Source organism: Sediminibacterium sp. FW305-C-269 (assembly GCF_058231045.1).
In genome coordinates this window covers 77,846-93,512 of the sequence record NZ_JBIQXQ010000002.1, presented here as the reverse complement: position 1 = coordinate 93,512, position 15,667 = coordinate 77,846, and the positions used below count along the sequence as shown (strand labels likewise).

General features: G+C 47.2%; 18 protein-coding genes. 5 read left to right on the top strand and 13 right to left on the bottom strand.

Annotated elements, in window-relative coordinates; translation table 11 throughout:
- Nucleotides 1–15: 15 nt before the first annotated feature.
- Genes ACH3Y6_RS05810 through gldF form a run of 3 tightly spaced genes read right to left on the bottom strand, consistent with a single transcriptional unit; the run spans nucleotide 16 to nucleotide 3,556 of the window.
- Nucleotides 16–1,032 carry a TerC/Alx family metal homeostasis membrane protein gene (locus ACH3Y6_RS05810; RefSeq protein WP_490834650.1) on the bottom strand — a complete coding sequence of 339 codons (1,017 nt, stop codon included), beginning with the start codon at nucleotides 1,030–1,032 and terminating at the stop codon, nucleotides 16–18.
- 44 nt (nucleotides 1,033–1,076) lie between these two features.
- Nucleotides 1,077–2,825, bottom strand: coding sequence for a gliding motility-associated ABC transporter substrate-binding protein GldG (gene gldG / locus ACH3Y6_RS05805; RefSeq protein ID WP_490834649.1), 1,749 nt, complete (start codon nucleotides 2,823–2,825; stop codon nucleotides 1,077–1,079).
- A gap of 8 nt (nucleotides 2,826–2,833) precedes the next feature.
- Complete coding sequence (gldF, locus tag ACH3Y6_RS05800) at nucleotides 2,834–3,556, bottom strand: gliding motility-associated ABC transporter permease subunit GldF (RefSeq protein ID WP_490834648.1); 723 nt, start codon at nucleotides 3,554–3,556, stop codon at nucleotides 2,834–2,836.
- 104 nt (nucleotides 3,557–3,660) lie between these two features.
- On the opposite strand from gldF, the gene ACH3Y6_RS05795 reads away from it, so the two are divergent.
- Nucleotides 3,661–3,996 carry a hypothetical protein gene (locus tag ACH3Y6_RS05795; RefSeq protein ID WP_490834647.1) on the top strand — a complete coding sequence of 112 codons (336 nt, stop codon included), beginning with the start codon at nucleotides 3,661–3,663 and terminating at the stop codon, nucleotides 3,994–3,996.
- A 97-nt stretch (nucleotides 3,997–4,093) separates the two neighbouring features.
- Here the strand turns inward: ACH3Y6_RS05795 and ACH3Y6_RS05790 are convergent, their stop codons facing one another.
- The 3 genes from ACH3Y6_RS05790 to ACH3Y6_RS05780 form a co-directional block, all read right to left on the bottom strand.
- Entirely contained in the window at nucleotides 4,094–4,444 is a 351-nt protein-coding gene (locus ACH3Y6_RS05790) for a HesB/IscA family protein (RefSeq protein WP_490834646.1), read from the bottom strand.
- 67 nt (nucleotides 4,445–4,511) lie between these two features.
- Entirely contained in the window at nucleotides 4,512–4,928 is a 417-nt protein-coding gene (gene iscU, locus ACH3Y6_RS05785; RefSeq protein WP_490834645.1) for a Fe-S cluster assembly scaffold IscU, read from the bottom strand.
- 122 nt (nucleotides 4,929–5,050) lie between these two features.
- Nucleotides 5,051–6,268 (bottom strand): IscS subfamily cysteine desulfurase, encoded by a 1,218-nt coding sequence (locus ACH3Y6_RS05780; protein ID WP_490834644.1) that lies wholly within the window; start codon nucleotides 6,266–6,268, stop codon nucleotides 5,051–5,053.
- A 127-nt stretch (nucleotides 6,269–6,395) separates the two neighbouring features.
- Between ACH3Y6_RS05780 and mce the strand changes: the two genes are divergently transcribed.
- A complete protein-coding gene (gene mce / locus ACH3Y6_RS05775; RefSeq protein ID WP_490834643.1) occupies nucleotides 6,396–6,797 on the top strand; it encodes a methylmalonyl-CoA epimerase in 402 nt (133 codons plus the stop codon).
- A gap of 119 nt (nucleotides 6,798–6,916) precedes the next feature.
- Here the strand turns inward: mce and rnc are convergent, their stop codons facing one another.
- The 3 genes from rnc to ACH3Y6_RS05760 all read right to left on the bottom strand — a co-directional run bounded on the left by rnc (nucleotide 6,917) and on the right by ACH3Y6_RS05760 (nucleotide 9,217).
- Complete coding sequence (rnc, locus tag ACH3Y6_RS05770; protein ID WP_490834642.1) at nucleotides 6,917–7,627, bottom strand: ribonuclease III; 711 nt, start codon at nucleotides 7,625–7,627, stop codon at nucleotides 6,917–6,919.
- A 4-nt stretch (nucleotides 7,628–7,631) separates the two neighbouring features.
- Nucleotides 7,632–8,885 (bottom strand): beta-ketoacyl-ACP synthase II, encoded by a 1,254-nt coding sequence (gene fabF / locus ACH3Y6_RS05765; protein ID WP_490834641.1) that lies wholly within the window; start codon nucleotides 8,883–8,885, stop codon nucleotides 7,632–7,634.
- Between the two features lie 95 nt (nucleotides 8,886–8,980).
- Entirely contained in the window at nucleotides 8,981–9,217 is a 237-nt protein-coding gene (locus ACH3Y6_RS05760; protein WP_026751146.1) for an acyl carrier protein, read from the bottom strand.
- A 167-nt stretch (nucleotides 9,218–9,384) separates the two neighbouring features.
- On the opposite strand from ACH3Y6_RS05760, the gene ACH3Y6_RS05755 reads away from it, so the two are divergent.
- Nucleotides 9,385–9,813, top strand: coding sequence for a GNAT family N-acetyltransferase (locus ACH3Y6_RS05755; protein WP_490834640.1), 429 nt, complete (start codon nucleotides 9,385–9,387; stop codon nucleotides 9,811–9,813).
- Between the two features lie 147 nt (nucleotides 9,814–9,960).
- Here the strand turns inward: ACH3Y6_RS05755 and ACH3Y6_RS05750 are convergent, their stop codons facing one another.
- The 4 genes from ACH3Y6_RS05750 to ACH3Y6_RS05735 form a co-directional block, all read right to left on the bottom strand.
- Nucleotides 9,961–10,437, bottom strand: coding sequence for a YcxB family protein (locus tag ACH3Y6_RS05750; protein WP_490834639.1), 477 nt, complete (start codon nucleotides 10,435–10,437; stop codon nucleotides 9,961–9,963).
- A gap of 132 nt (nucleotides 10,438–10,569) precedes the next feature.
- Nucleotides 10,570–11,610 (bottom strand): DUF6807 domain-containing protein, encoded by a 1,041-nt coding sequence (locus tag ACH3Y6_RS05745; protein ID WP_490834638.1) that lies wholly within the window; start codon nucleotides 11,608–11,610, stop codon nucleotides 10,570–10,572.
- Nucleotides 11,611–11,649: 39 nt separating this feature from the next.
- Nucleotides 11,650–13,233 (bottom strand): MFS transporter, encoded by a 1,584-nt coding sequence (locus ACH3Y6_RS05740; protein WP_490834637.1) that lies wholly within the window; start codon nucleotides 13,231–13,233, stop codon nucleotides 11,650–11,652.
- Between the two features lie 2 nt (nucleotides 13,234–13,235).
- Nucleotides 13,236–13,898, bottom strand: a complete 663-nt coding sequence (locus tag ACH3Y6_RS05735) for a beta/alpha barrel domain-containing protein (RefSeq protein WP_490834636.1) — start codon at nucleotides 13,896–13,898, stop codon at nucleotides 13,236–13,238.
- A 204-nt stretch (nucleotides 13,899–14,102) separates the two neighbouring features.
- Here ACH3Y6_RS05735 and ACH3Y6_RS05730 point away from each other — a divergent pair, with 204 nt between their 5' ends.
- Nucleotides 14,103–15,128, top strand: coding sequence for a PfkB family carbohydrate kinase (locus tag ACH3Y6_RS05730; RefSeq protein ID WP_490834635.1), 1,026 nt, complete (start codon nucleotides 14,103–14,105; stop codon nucleotides 15,126–15,128).
- 42 nt (nucleotides 15,129–15,170) lie between these two features.
- Nucleotides 15,171–15,623 carry a NanQ anomerase/TabA/YiaL family protein gene (locus tag ACH3Y6_RS05725; RefSeq protein ID WP_490834634.1) on the top strand — a complete coding sequence of 151 codons (453 nt, stop codon included), beginning with the start codon at nucleotides 15,171–15,173 and terminating at the stop codon, nucleotides 15,621–15,623.
- The last annotated feature ends 44 nt before the right edge of the window (nucleotides 15,624–15,667 follow it).

The following is a 15,667-nucleotide window of genomic DNA, read 5'->3' as shown; positions in this document are numbered from 1 at the left end:
GTAGTTAAGTTAAGGTTAGAGAGAACCATCGTTCACATCTTTTGGTACGCCTTTTTTACTCATGAACATAGAATAAAATATCGAACCGGAGATACAGAGCATGATCACGCCCAACGACAGGAAGACCTGCGTGGATTTGGGCATCCACTCATTCAGGTAATGTTCGCCCAGCATCTTTGCACCAATGAACACCAGCACAATGGCGATACCCTGCTGCAGGTAATCGAACTTGGTTACAGCCCCCCTCAATAAAAAGAAAAGAGAACGCAGGCCCAATACAGCGAAAATATTGGACGTGTATATCACCAGTGGATCCTTGGAAATACCCATCACCGCAGGAATGGAATCGAGTGCAAATACCAGGTCAATAGCCGCCAGCAATACTACCACTACGAACAGAGAGGTATAAACCGGTCTACCGTTCTCACGCATTACATATTTGCCATCACCGTCATGGTTTACCAGGGGCAAAAACTTTTTCAGAAAGCGGTACACTTTGGAATCATGCGGATCGAATTCCTCATCTTCGGTACTCGTGAACATTTTATACCCGGTATATACCAGGAATACACCAAAAAGGTACAGTATCCAGGAGAACTTAGCCACCAGCACTACCCCTACGGTAATAAAAATGATACGGAACAGAATGGCCATCAGTATCCCTACCAGCAATACGCGGGGATAATGTTTTTCTTTTACACCAAACGAGGTAAAGATGAGAATGAACACAAAAATATTATCAATACTCAGGCTCCACTCCATCAGGTAAGCGCTCAGGAATTCCAGCGCCAGTTGCGAACCCGTTGCTGTACTGGTTACTCCATTAGATACAGATTCGGCCGCCAGCGATGGACCTTCGATCCACATGAACACAAAGAATACCAATGCCAGTCCTACCCAAAATGCAGTCTGATAAAAAGCCTGTTTGATGGTAACAGTCTTGTTCTTTTTACTGAGTAACCCCAGATCGAAAACAAGCGCTATAACCAGTACTATGGCAAAAACTAAATAAACAAGTTGGTGGGTAGACATGCGGCAGGTTTAATATGTAAATATAGTCAGGCTGGCAGGATAAATCAGGCCTGGTACTTGTTTTTCCTTTGCCACTGGAAAAAAACACCGAACAGGATGATCAACAAAATAGGCAGTACAATATTCAACATCTGCCAAAGCCCTCTTTGCGCTTCTACTTTGGTCTTATCCAGCAGGCGTAGTACAAAATCCTTGTTACGGCTTTCATACAGCTTATTCCTGCTGACCAGGTAATCGATAGAATTCAGGAAGAACTCGCGGTTGGCAAAACGGTAGTTTTCCAGCGGCAACAATCCCATGGGCAGCGGACCTGTCGTTTGACTGATGGCATTTGTCACGATATCTGCGTCAGCCACCACAATCTGTTTGCTTTCCTTGTTCGCCTGCGCCAGGTAAGGTCTGCCGGTGACACGCTGCACTGAGTCCATCACCTGCTGACTAATACGGTTACTGTATAAAGAACTGAATTTTCCTTCGAGCAGAACAGCCACCGGAACATAACTTTGATTGAACGATAAAAGATCTTCATCGCTTTTAACGCTGTTGATAGATACGATAGCCGGCGAACTGATACGGCGGCTGTTGGTATCGCTGGTCAGCAGTATGGTCTTTATAATGCCCGGAGCTTTCACCGTATCAATGCTGGAAGGAAAAATAGGCAATACCCGCTCCAGGTTCTTGCTGATGGGATTATCACCGTGAGCGGAAAGAAACGGATAATAAGGCCAGGGAACCCGTTGCATTTTAGGACTGCCATCTGTATTCTGTCCTATCACGATGGGGATTTTGGAACAGTTCAGATCCTGCAACAAATCTGGATTGATGCGGACACCATATTTGAAAAGGATATCGTCGATATCCAGTCCCCTGTCGAATGCCGTATATTCTGCCTGGCTCCGCATGAGGCTGTCCAGTTCTGCATGCAGTTTATCAATCAGCCAGATGATCTTACCACCATTCATCACATACTGATCCAGTTTCAGTTTTTCTTCCTCAGTAAAAGGCTGTGTTGGCTTTACGATCATCAATGCGTCGATCATGGCAGGGTCGGGATATCCCTTTTTGATATCGAAGACCGCCAAACGGTACTCGTTACGCAGACTTTCACCCAGGTCGTTCACTTTAAAATCAATAGGCTCCCCATTACCTACCAGATAAGCAACGGTAGGGACATACTTACGTGTAAGTTTATCGATGGCATCGGCGAACTTGAATTCGAGCAGGGCTTCAGCAGCATTGCGGGTGGCTTCCACATCTTCCTGCGGACTATTATCGTTCACCACATTGAACTGCTTAAAGATCTTACGGCTGCTGCGCAGGTCAATAGCGATGGGCTTTTGCCCCTTCCGGAAACTCACCAGTGCAGAAGGTATGATCAGCTGGTTGGTTTCTTTTTCAGACTGCACGGTTTCTGATCTTTCGAAAACAACACCGAGTCGCGACAGACTATCATACAAAGCAACTTTTGCCGTATCATTGGTAATCTCTTCGCCAGGTTTTTCAAAACTGACCTGCACACGGTTACCGGATAAGGAACGGAATTCATCCAACAGGTCCCTGGTGGCAATGCTCAGTTTTTTATAATCTGCCGGCAGGTCACCGGTCAGGAATACTTTGACCGTGATTACGCTATCCATCTCCTGCAATAAGGTTCTGGTGGCGGGTGTTACACTATATCTTTTTTCTGCGGTAAGATCTACACGATAAAAAACAAGGGTCGACAGGTACACCAATGCCACAAAAGCGGCTATCAGCCCCCATACACCATACTTATGTTGCCCTATTTTCTGCATGGATGCGTTTATCGTTTGATGAGGTTTCTTTGTGTGATGAACATGGCCAGGAAGATGACACTGATAAAGTAGACGAGGTCCCGGCTATCAATTACGCCGCGACTGATACTCCGGTAGTGAAAATTGATACCCAGCATTTCGATATAATAATCCGGTCCGGCCTTGAATACCGGCAGTTTACTGATGGCATCAAACCCATTATATAAGGCGAAACATAGAAAAGCGGCAGCGATGAATGCCACAACCGTGTTGTTGGTATAGCTGCTGGTACAGATGCCGATGGCTGTGAATACCGCACCCAGAAAAATAAGGCCTATATAACTGCCGGCAGTAGCTCCTGTATCGATACCACCGGTAACGCTCAACTGCTGTACAGAAACCGCATAAATCAGTGTAGGCAAAAGTGCCGTAACAACGATGATCAGCGAACCGAAGAATTTACCCCAAACGATCTGGAAGGGTGTTACAGGAAAGGTCTTCATCAGTTCAAAGGTACCGGTCTTGTATTCATCCGCCAGGCTGCGCATGGTGATGGTAGGTACCAGGAAAAGCAGGATCCAGGGGGCTAGGCTGAAAAAACTGCCTAGTGAAGCATACCCAAAATCAAGAATACTGGTATCGGGGAACACAAAAAGAAACAGCCCGTTGAGCAACAAAAAAACAACCAATGCTATATAACCCGTTAGGCTGCTGAAAAATTGTTGCCATTCTTTTTTGCAGATCATCCACATGGCTTCAAAACTAAATGTTATTGGTCAATCGCCCTATTCCGGCGATTATTTTACCTGCACTTTATGGATTTTCTCACATTTCGCGTCCCAGTATAAACATGATTATGAAACTAAGACTAAGCCTGCTCCTCTATTTCCTGCTGGGTATTGGCATGTTCAGTCATGCACAGGACAAGCCCAAAACACCACCCAAACCGCCAAAAGTAGAGAACGGACCGAATGCCCTGCCTGTGGTGGTCAAAAACCATAAAAAAGGGCAGAAACTGCCACCGCCTCCTCCACCTCCCAAAGTGGCAGCCATGGACAATCCCGGTGCGCCCAAAAGCCTCAAGCATTCGGCTCCCACGCCACCACCGCCATTGGCACATCCCCGTAAGGTAAAAACTGAGAAACCACCCAAACCGGACGCACCACCTTTACCGGATGATAAGGCACATTAGCGTTAACCGATAGCAACTGACCAGAAACGATTTATAATAGAATAGCCGACCATTGCAATGGTCGGCTATTCTATTATTTTTTGGAAACCGGTAATGATTATACTGCAAAACTCTCTCCACAACCACAGCTTCTGCTGGCATTGGGGTTGTTGAAATAAAAACCTTTACCATTCAGTCCATCTGAAAAATCAAGCTCTGTATTTACGAGGTATAAAAAACTTTTCAGGTCCGTCACTACTTTAATCCCGTTGTCTTCGAACACCTGGTCCATAGGTTTTATCTCATTGTCGAAGTCCAATTTGTAACTCAGACCAGAACAACCGCCGCCTACAACACCAACGCGCAGGAAATAAGTATCATCTCCCAACACACCGGCATCTTCCATCAGCTGGAGCACTTTCTTCTTGGCTTTCTCGCTTACGTAAATACTATTCTCTGTTGCTACCATATCATCAGTAGTTAGCAATTAGCAGTTGATCATTATTAATTACCAACGACTAATTATTCATTTAATTCTAGTGGATCCTTTCTTCAAACACCAGTTCTTCGAGGCCGTTCTTTTTACGGTAGTCGTTGATGGCGGATTTGATGGCGTCTTCGGCCAGTACAGAACAGTGGATCTTAACGGGTGGCAGGTTCAATTCTTCCACCAGGTCCATATTATCGATCTGCACTGCCTGGTCAACGGTTTTGCCCTTCAGCCATTCTGTGGCCAGAGAGGATGAAGCAATGGCTGATCCGCAACCAAAGGTTTTGAATTTTGCATCGGTGATGACACCGGTAGCATCATCCACTTCGATCTGCAGGCGCATTACGTCGCCACATTCAGGCGCACCTACCAGACCGGTACCTACGTTTTTCTTTGATTTATCCAGCGTTCCCACGTTTTTGGGGTTGCTGTAGTGATCGATCACTTTTTCTGAATATGCCATGGTTATAATTTGAAAATTTGAAAATTGGTTAATGTGTAAATGAGGAAACCCTTTTACTGTGTTAATCTGACCTCATTTTCTCCCGCTATAGCGGGATCAAATTAACACATGCTCAAATTGATCTAGTGGTGTGCCCACTCGATTTTATCCATATCCACGCCTTCTTTAAACATTTCCCAAAGCGGGCTCATCTCTCTCAGTTTCAGAACCGTATCGCTTACCGCCTTGATGGTGTAATCGATTTGTTCTTCAGTGGTAAAACGTCCCAATCCAAAACGCAGCGAACTGTGTGCCAGATCGTCGCCCAGGCCCAGTGCTTTTAACACATAACTGGGTTCCAGTGAGGCGGAGGTACAGGCAGAACCGGAAGACAATGCGATATTTTTGTTAAAGCCCATCATCAATCCCTCCCCTTCCACATATTTGAAAGAGATATTGCTCACGTGTGGCAGACGGTGTTCACGACTTCCGTTCACATAGGCTTCTTCCAGTTTCAGGAGAGCGTTCTCCAGTTTATCGCGAAGTTGACTCAAACGAACCGCTTCCTCTGCCATTTCCAGGCGGGCCAGTTCGCAGGCTTTTCCGAAACCAACAATACCGGGAACGTTCAGCGTACCGCTACGCATGCCCCTTTCGTGGCCACCGCCATCCATCTGTGCGGTAACTTTCACGCGTGGGTTCTTACGGCGAACGTACAATGCGCCAATCCCTTTGGGACCATACATTTTGTGTGCAGAGAATGCCATGATATCAATGCCGTCCTTAGTCACATCCACCGGGATCTTACCCACGGCCTGCGTTGCATCTGTAAAGAACAGAACGCCGTTCTTACGTGCCAGGGCACTGATCTCCTTTACGGGCTGAATAACGCCGATCTCATTGTTGGCATACATGATAGCAATAAGGATGGTAGTGGGTTTGATGGCCGCTTCCAGCTCTTTTAGGTCTATAAGACCATCAGCTTTCACTTCCAGATAAGTTACTTCACCGCCCTGGCGCTCGATATGTTTGCAGGTATCCAGTACCGCTTTGTGTTCTGTGGTACAGGTAATGATATGGTTACCTTTGCTGGCATACATTTCAAACACTCCTTTGATACCCAGGTTATCACCTTCGGTGGCACCAGAAGTGAAAATGATCTCTTTGGCATCGGCGCCAACCAGTTTGGCTACCTGCTCACGGGCATAATCAACCGCTTCTTCTGCCTCCCAGCCAAAAGGGTGGTTACGGCTGGCCGCGTTACCAAAATGCTCGGTAAAATAAGGTATCATCGCTTCCAGCACACGCGGGTCCATCGGCGTGGTGGCATTGTTATCCAGGTAAATCGGTAATTTCAACATATACACTAACTATTTATAACTCTGTTAAACACAAAAATATGGCAATAGGTTCTATAATTTTGGCCATTCGGGGCCACTGACATTGTTTTTCCGACTTTCGTAAAGGTTTTATATAAAATTAAGATATATGTTAAAAGTTGAACATATTGGTATTGCAGTAAAAGGCCTCGAGCAGGCCATCCCCCTTTATGAGAGACTGCTGAATACCCCCTGTTACAAGACCGAAGGCGTTGATTCTGAGAAAGTGAACACCGCTTTTTTCCGCCAGGGTGATACCAAGATCGAGCTGCTGGAAAGTACCGACCCGGAAGGAGTCATTACCCGTTTTATTGAGAAAAAGGGGGAAGGCATTCACCATATCGCTTTTGAGGTAGTGGATATTGAGGCCGAAATGGCCCGTTTGCGTGCCGAAGGTTTTACCCTGCTGAATGAGACCCCGAAAAAAGGGGCAGATAATAAGCTGGTCTGTTTTCTTCACCCGAAGGGTACCAATGGTGTGTTGGTGGAACTGTGCCAGGAAATCAGGTAGTCGGGACAGGAAGGATTATTTTCTGAGTCCGAAATAAAGAATGGCCAGAATCCCGATCAGCAGGATGCTGCCGAACAGTATCCCTTTTTTCTTGAGTTGGAAGTTAAACTGATCGTTGCTCATTGCAGGCCCAGTTTTTCTACGGCCACCTGGGCAGCTACCTGGCTGGCATCTTTTTTATTGTAACCTTTGCCCATGGCCAGTAATTGACCATCCAGCATGGCATTGATGGTGAAGAGACGGCGGCTGCCCTCCATTTTTTCCTCAGCCAGCTCGAAAGTGAGGGTTTTTCCGTTTTTATTGGCCCAGCCTATGAGTTTGTTCTTCAGGTTGATGTCAATCGCTTCCAGATCGTCCACGAACATGTGCGGGATCACGATCTGCCGAAGCACCCAGTTATGGGTTTTCTTGTAACCTTTATCAAGGTAAACGGCACCTACCAGGGCTTCCAGGGTATTACCAAAGATCTGGCTGCCTTTCAGGGCGTTATCGAACTTGTTGTAGAAAGTCAGTTTGCGTAGTCCCATTTTCAGGGCGATGTCGTTCAGCTGCTGGCGGTTCACCATCTTGCTGCGCATCTCGGTCAGGAAACCTTCGCCTTTGTATGGGTAACGTTTGAACAGGTAATCGGCAACAATGGCACTCAGAACGGCATCTCCCAGGTATTCCAGTCGTTCATTGTTCTCATCCGGGGTCTCTTTCACCGAGCGGTGGCTCATTGCGGTACGGTACAAAGTGGTATTACCTGTCTGGATACCCAGCACGTTTTTCAGTTGCTTCTCAAAAGAAGAATCGTCGGCCTTCTTAAAAATCTTTTTGAGGAATTGCACAAACTTAAGCTACGTATTTTTTAACAATCACACAAGCGTTGTGACCGCCAAAACCGAAAGTATTGCTCAAAGCCGCCCGTACGGTTCTTTTCTGGGCCTGGTTGAACGTGAAATTCAGTCTGGGATCCAGGGTCGGATCATCGGTGAAGTGATTGATAGTAGGCGGAACGATATCATGTATCACACTCTGGATACAGGCGATGGCTTCTATCACGCCAGCAGCTCCGAGACAGTGGCCTGTCATGGATTTGGTGGCACTGATATTCAGATTATAGGCATGTTCACCAAACACATCGGTGATCGCTTTGGCCTCAGCGCCATCTCCCAGCGGAGTTGAGGTTCCATGGGTGTTGATATAATCAATTTCATCGGCACGCATACCGGCATCTTTCAATGCGGCCATCATTACGTTACGGGCTCCCAATCCTTCGGGATGCGGTGCCGTTAAATGGTAGGCATCGGCTGTTGCGCCGCCACCTGCGATTTCGCAATAAATTTTGGCCCCTCTTTTAACAGCGTGTTCATATTCTTCCAGGACCACCACGCCGGCAGCTTCGCCCATAACAAAACCGTCGCGGTCTTTATCATAAGGTCTGCTGGCAGTCTTAGGATCGTCGTTACGTTCGCTCATGGCCTTCATGGCGTTGAAACCACCTACACCGGCCTGGCTGATCACCGCTTCGGATCCGCCGCTGATGATGATATCGGCTTTACCCAAACGAATGGTATCCACCCCGGCTATCATGCCATTGGTACTGGATGCACAGGCGCTTACCACGGCATAGTTAGGACCGCGGAAACCATGGCGCATGGAGATCTGGCCGGCAGCAATATCCAGGATCATTTTAGGGATGAAGAAAGGATTGAACCTTGGCGTACCATCTCCCTGGGCAAAGTTGATCACTTCATCCTGGAAAGTGGTTAACCCACCGATACCGCTGGCGAAAATGACGCCGGTACGGTCGATGTCTACATTGTCCTTACTGATTCCGGCATCCTGAACGGCCATGTCGCTGGCAACAATAGCCAGCTGTGCAAAACGGTCTAATTTGCGGGCTTCTTTCTTATCCATGAACTGGGTAGGATCGAATCCCTTTACCTCACAGGCAAAGCGGGTTTTGAATTTGGAGGCATCAAACAAAGTAATGTTATCAGCTCCGGATACACCGTTCAATAACCCGTTCCAATAATCCGTGAGATTATTGCCGAGTGGTGTCAGTGTTCCGATTCCTGTAACAACGACTCTTTTTAACTGCATATTCATAACCTGTTTCAAGTGATAATCCGCCTTTCGTGGCACTGTAGGCCGCAAAAAGGCGGATTAAAATTATTCCATTTAGGAGGAGTAAGTTCTTACTTGGCGTGCTCTTCAAGGTAAGCTACAGCCTGACCAACAGTGGTGATGGTTTCAGCCTGCTCATCAGGGATGGAGATATTGAATTCTTTTTCGAATTCCATAATCAACTCAACGGTATCCAAAGAATCGGCACCGAGGTCGTTGGTAAAAGAAGCTTCATTGGTTACTTCAGCTTCATCAACACCTAACTTGTCAACTATGATTTTCTTAACTCTTGTAGCGATGTCTGACATTGTAAAAAGTTTTTGTTACAGGCGCAAAAATATACTTTTTGTCAAATAAGCAATCTTTTCGGGCATTTTTGTTTTCACAGCCCGTTAACGGGCATTCCGGCCGATTTCTGCTTTTGTGCATAATTTTTATGAAAATGATCATTATCTTGTCATCCTAGTATTAACACATGGCATTAAAACTAATAGATCACGGCTCCCCGGAATACCAGCAAATGGTGGATCTCCGCTTCCAGATACTGCGGAAACCCCTGGGATTATCCTTTTCTGAGGAGGATCTGGCCGCAGAACTGCACGATATACTGCTGGGTTGTTTCGAAGATGACCGGCTGGAAGCTTGCTGTATCCTGACCAAAACCGACCCAAAAACGGTTCGTTTACGGCAAATGGCCGTTAGTTCCAACCTCCAGGGAAAAGGAATCGGCCGGGTATTGATGAGTTTTGCCGAAAATGTGGCCCGCGATCATGGCTACCGCCGCTTAACCATGCACGCCCGAAAATCCGCCTTAGGCTTTTACGAAAAGAACGGCTACCGCATCTGCAGCGATGAATTCCTGGAAGTAACCATCCCTCATTATGTGATGGAAAAGGAATTATAAGTCAAAAATCAAAAGTAAAAATTCAAAATTCAAAAGTTATCCATATAGGGGGCGGCAAACCTGCCAGTTCAAAGGATCCATCCACCAACATCTACCACTTTTGACTTTCGACTTTTGAATTTTTACTTTTGATTTTTGACTTGCCACTCATTTCCCACCTATCTTACTATTGAGCAGGGCCCTTAATTCATGCCTGAACGCATCGCTCATGCCTTCTTTGGGTATGAGGAAAAAAGATTTTCCGTCGAAATAGAGGTGAAAAAAATGCGGGCTCTCGAAAAAGCGGCTGAACTTCTTCCAGGGCCATTCTACCGTACCTCTTTCATTTTCAAGCGTTACCCGCACATCCGTGAAACCAATGATAAACGAGTCGCGGAATGTTGAGGCTTTTTTATAGATACTATTGGGCAGGATATACCAGAACGTGGCCATCAGCAATAACCAGATCAGCGATCCCAGCAAAAAGGGTTCGGGACGTATCTTCTTCATATAAAAGAGTACGGCCGACAGTATGGCAAATACATTCACCATAATGATCAATACCCTTACTTCCGGTCTCTGCACAAAATGATAGCGGAGCGCCTGTATCACTTTCTTCTTATCGTAGGAAAAACTATGCTGCATACAATTGAATGACAGCAAAAGTATAGAATAATCTCCTGGCTACGCTAACGGGAATTGCACTGCTTTACTATTCTTGCAACACATCAAGGTATAAAGACACGGTTGCGGAAGATGTTATGCCGTAAGCAGCTTCTATTTCTGTTCTGCGAAGCCGTTCACCAGTTTGTCCAGCTCAGCCATGGCCAGGCGTTCTTTTCCGGAAGCGATCACTACGCGGTAACGGAAGCTGGCGTGCTTACCTTTCGCTAATGCGAAGTTCAATACCTGTTTGCCCTGTGAGAATACTTTCTGACCAAGTGGATTGGCAGAGAATAAACCATAATTACGGGCATGCCAGTAAGTGGGGTATCCGATATTCTCCGGATGGTCTATCATCACTATGCTGATCGTATCTCCTCCTTTTTTACCATATAACATGCACCAATTTCCCCGTGTGGCCCAGGCAGCATCGCCCTGTTTACCTTCTGAAGTAAGGTAATTACCGGTTACGGAAGCATCTTTTGTGGCTTTCACTTTCGTTACAATGCCTTTATCGTCTTTGTATTCTTTGGTTTCCAATACCGGCAGTTCCAGCTCATGTGCTACACGTAAGCCCAGCATGCCGTCTTTGACATCCGGGAAAGACACATCCTGTACAGCAGTAAGTTCTGTAGTACGGTCGATCACGCGGTTGCCGTTGATCACGGAAAAAATATAGGTTGTTTTTTCAGTAAGTAATACATTTTTCTGCTGATCCGTCCAGTTGGCGAGATACACCAATTTGCCCTTAGCGCCACTTGCTGTTTCCAGGATCTTCTGTGTGCGGATCCAACCGTATTGCTGTTTCTTTTCGGCCGGTATGTTATACGAGTTGTTCCAGAAATCCAGTCCGTTCACATTTTCATAGTTGAACCAGAGGCCAATATGGTGCGGATGATCGGTGGGATCGTTGGGTTGCGGATTCCAGGGAAAACCGCGTGTAATGGTTTGACCATTCGGCGCCATAATGGGGTACAGGAATGGTTTCTCCATGGTATCGGTGAAAATGAATTCAGTGAAAAGTTGCCTGCCTACCGAGATCGTTATCTTCTGCCGGAGTGGATCTTGCTGTACACGGATCTTCTCCTGCGCATGCAACGCAGAGAATGACAGGATCATTCCCAAACCCCAAAGAACAAAGGACCTTTTTTTCATACCCATGGATTTCATGTAGTTGTATACAAAGGTTACTTCTTATAAGCGCACTTGTTTTTCTTCAGGCACCAACGCTTTCATGATCGCCCAGGCGATCAGGTAGGCAATGGCACAGAAAGAGAACATGAGGGTATAGGATGTTGACATGGAAGCCAGTACCACTTGTTTCTGGAGTCCCAGGAACTGGGCAAAATGTTCCGGATTCACCTGTTGCAATTGTGCCTGCATGTCTTTCGACAGGTTGAATACCTCTTTATGAGTGATATCGATCACATCGCCATACTTATCGGTCAGGCGCAGGAGCTTGATCTTATCGAGATAGGCACCCAGGCCATTGGCACCGGCTTCATCCCACGACTGTTTGATGCCGGCCAGCTTATAGCTGTCGAACATCCAGCCACCGATCTTGGAAACGATCACGCCTCCGATACCACCGGCCATGCCGCCGATACCGATAACGGATGCGATTGCTTTCTTGGGAAACATGTCGGAGACCGTTGTAAAGATATTGGCCGACCATGCCTGGTGTGCAGATGTTCCGATACCGATCAGCAGCACGGGCACCCAGAAACTATATCCACCCAGTGGCTGTGAAGCCAGCACTACCAGGGGGATACAGGCGATCACCAGCATCGCTTTCATCCTGCCATCATAAGGTTTGTATCCTTTATTGATGAAATAGGTAGGGAACCAGCCACCGCCAACACTTCCCACCATCGTCATGCTGTACAGTACGGCAAGGGGCAGCATAACCTGCGTACCCTCCATCGCATACTGGTCTTTCAGGTATCCGGGCAACCAGAAAAGATAAAACCACCATACGCCGTCTGTCATGAACTTGCCGATCACAAAAGCCCATGTCTGTTTAAAACCCAACAACACCATCCAGGGCGTTCTTGCTGCAGACCGCTCATTCTCCGTTTCATCTTCTACCTTGTCGCTATTGATGTATTCCAGTTCCTCTTTTGTCAGGCGTTTCTGTTTGTCAGGTGTCTCATAATACACGAACCAGAACAGCAACCAGATAAAACCGATGGCACCGATGATGACAAAAGCGGATTCCCATCCCCAGTGTTTGGCGATCCAGGGCACAGACAATGGCGCCAGAACGGCACCGATATTGGCTCCGGAATTAAAGATACCGGTTGCGAAAGACCTCTCTTTTTTGGGAAAATATTCGGCTGTGGCTTTGATCGCTGCAGGAAAGTTACCGGCTTCACCAAAACCCAGGATCGCCCGCGAGATCATGAATCCGAGTATGGAAACCGGTACGGCAGTAATACCCACCAAGCCCAAAACGGCAGCCACGCCCGTACCCAGTGGAACCGCATACGCATGTATGATGGCACCCAACGACCAGATGATGATGGCCCAGGCATAGCCCCACTTGGTTCCCAGTTTGTCAACTATGCGGCCGGCGAACAACATGGAAATGGCGTATACGAACTGGAACACGGATGCGATGTTGGCATAATCCGAATTTGTCCAGTTGAACTCACTCTCCAAAGTGGTCTTGAGCAGACTCAATACCTGCCTGTCGAGATAGTTCACCGTGGTTGCAAAAAACAGCAAGGCACAAACTGTCCACCTGTACTTACCGATTTTTTCCGCTATAGCTGTCATGGTTATGATTTGATGGATTGAATAATAGCCAGTACTTTTTCCGTGTCTTTGGTGATCTGTGTATAATCCTTCGCCTCGAGTAATTGTTTGGTGATGAGTTTACTGCCCATACCCACGGCACAGACACCCGCTTTGAACCATGCGGAAATATTGTCCTTGTCCAGCTCTACCCCGCCGGTAGGCATGAATGAAAGGCCGGGGAAGAGTTCTTTGATCGCCGACATGAAACCAGGCCCCAGGATATTACCGGGAAAGAGTTTGATCATGCTGGCACCCAGGGTTTCGGCCCGGATGATCTCGGTGGGTGTCATACAACCGGGTACCCAGAGCATCCTGTTCTTATCGGCCACAGCTGCCACCGATTCGATCAGGCCGGGGCAGATGATGTAGTCGGTACCTGCATCGATGAAGGTCTGGGCCATTTCACCGTTCTTGATGGTGCCGATACCGAGGTACATGCCTTTCAGTTCTGAATCGCACACTTTACGCATTTCCTTGAAATTCTGGAGGGCCGCTTCTCCGCGGTTGGTATATTCCACAGCCCGGATACCCGCGCTGTATAAGGCTTTCAACACTTCAATGCTTACGGGTGCATCTTTATAAAAATAGAGGGGAAGGATCCCCTGCTGCGGGATCAGCGACAGAATCGTCTCTTTCTTTTCCATATGGCAGATTTTCTTCTAGCAATGTTATCTGAAAAGAGTAAAACACCCGCATTTTCTTACGCAAACGTTTGCGTATTTTTCCGGCAGAAAACAGGGCCGATTTCTTTTCTCCCCACCGATTATTAACCAACTTCGCAAGAAGGGCTTTGAATACCATTGCTTACCATTTAATAAACCGATCCTAATTTAAAAATACGATTGACCATGTCAAAAAAAGTAGTTACCCTCGGAGAGATCATGATGCGCCTCTCCACTCCCGGATTTGAAAGGTTTGTTCAGAGCGACAGCTTTGATGTTACCTATGGCGGTGGTGAAGCCAATGTGGCCGTAGCGCTTGCTAACTACGGACTGGAAGGTGTGTTTGTGACCAAGGTTCCGGACAATGCGCTGGGACAGGCGGCCATTAACCATATCCGCCGTTATGGCGTAGATACGCAGTTCATTGCCCGGGGTGGAAAAAGGCTGGGCATCTATTTCCTGGAAACGGGTGCTTCCATGCGTGCTTCGCAGGTAATTTACGATCGTGCCGGCGCCTCAATCGCCGATGTGGAGACCAGCGAATTCGATTTTGACAAGATCCTGGAAGGCGCCAGCTGGTTCCATACCACCGGTATCACACCTGCACTGAGCGATAAGGCCGCAGCCCTGACCGAAGCCGCACTGAAAGCCGCCAAAGCCAAAGGCATTACCACCAGTATCGATCTGAACTACCGCAAAAAACTCTGGAGCAAGGAAAAAGCGAGAGAAGTGATGACCCGCCTTTGCCAATATGTGGATGTCTGTATCGGCAATGAAGAAGATGCGGATACCACCCTCGGCTTCAAGGCCGAAGGTACCGATGTGACCAAGGGTGAACTGAACCTGGACGGTTATAAAAGCGTGTTCAAACAAATGAAGGACAAGTTCGGATTCAAATACATCGCTTCCACTTTACGCGAGAGCCATAGCGCATCGGACAATGGCTGGAGTGCACTGGTATATGATGGTACCGAATTCTATCACACCCGTCAGTATGAAGTGCGCATTGTAGACCGCGTGGGTAGTGGTGATTCGTTTGCCAGCGGTTTCATCTACGGGCTGGTCAGCGGCATGCCCATGCCAGAAGCTGCAGAGTTCGGCGTAGCTGCTTCTGCCATCAAACACACCATCCCAGGCGACTTGAACCATGCCACCCTGCATGAAGTGAAAGAACTGATGAAGGGTGACGGATCGGGACGTGTGCAAAGGTAAATTCGATAATATGCCAATTTGAAAATTTGAAAATCAGAGAATATGATTTTAGATAGTATAAAGAATTCGGACAAATATGCAGGGTTGAATCCTTTGTTCGCAAAGGCTTTTGCCTATATCCATTCTGTAGACCTGGCTTCTCTGGAAATAGGGAAATTTGATATTGACGGGGAGAACCTCCGTGGGATCGTGTCAGACAAAAATGGGGTTCCGGCAGAAGAGTCGACCGCAAAGTTCGAGTGCCACAATGCACATATCGATATCCAGGTTTGCATCCGTGGCAATGAGACCATCGGCTGGAAACCCCGAAATGCCTGCGTTTCACCCAGGGGTGAATACAATGCAGAAAAAGATGTGCTGTTCTATAACGACGCACCGGATATGTTCTTTGGTATGACGGATAACCAGTTTTGCATCTTTTACCCCGACGACGTGCATGCTCCGATGATCGGTGAAGGGATGATCAAGAAGCTGGTGATCAAAGTGAAGATCTGATCAACCTGATCCAACTATAAAAAAGAAGCCGCACCCTGAAAAGA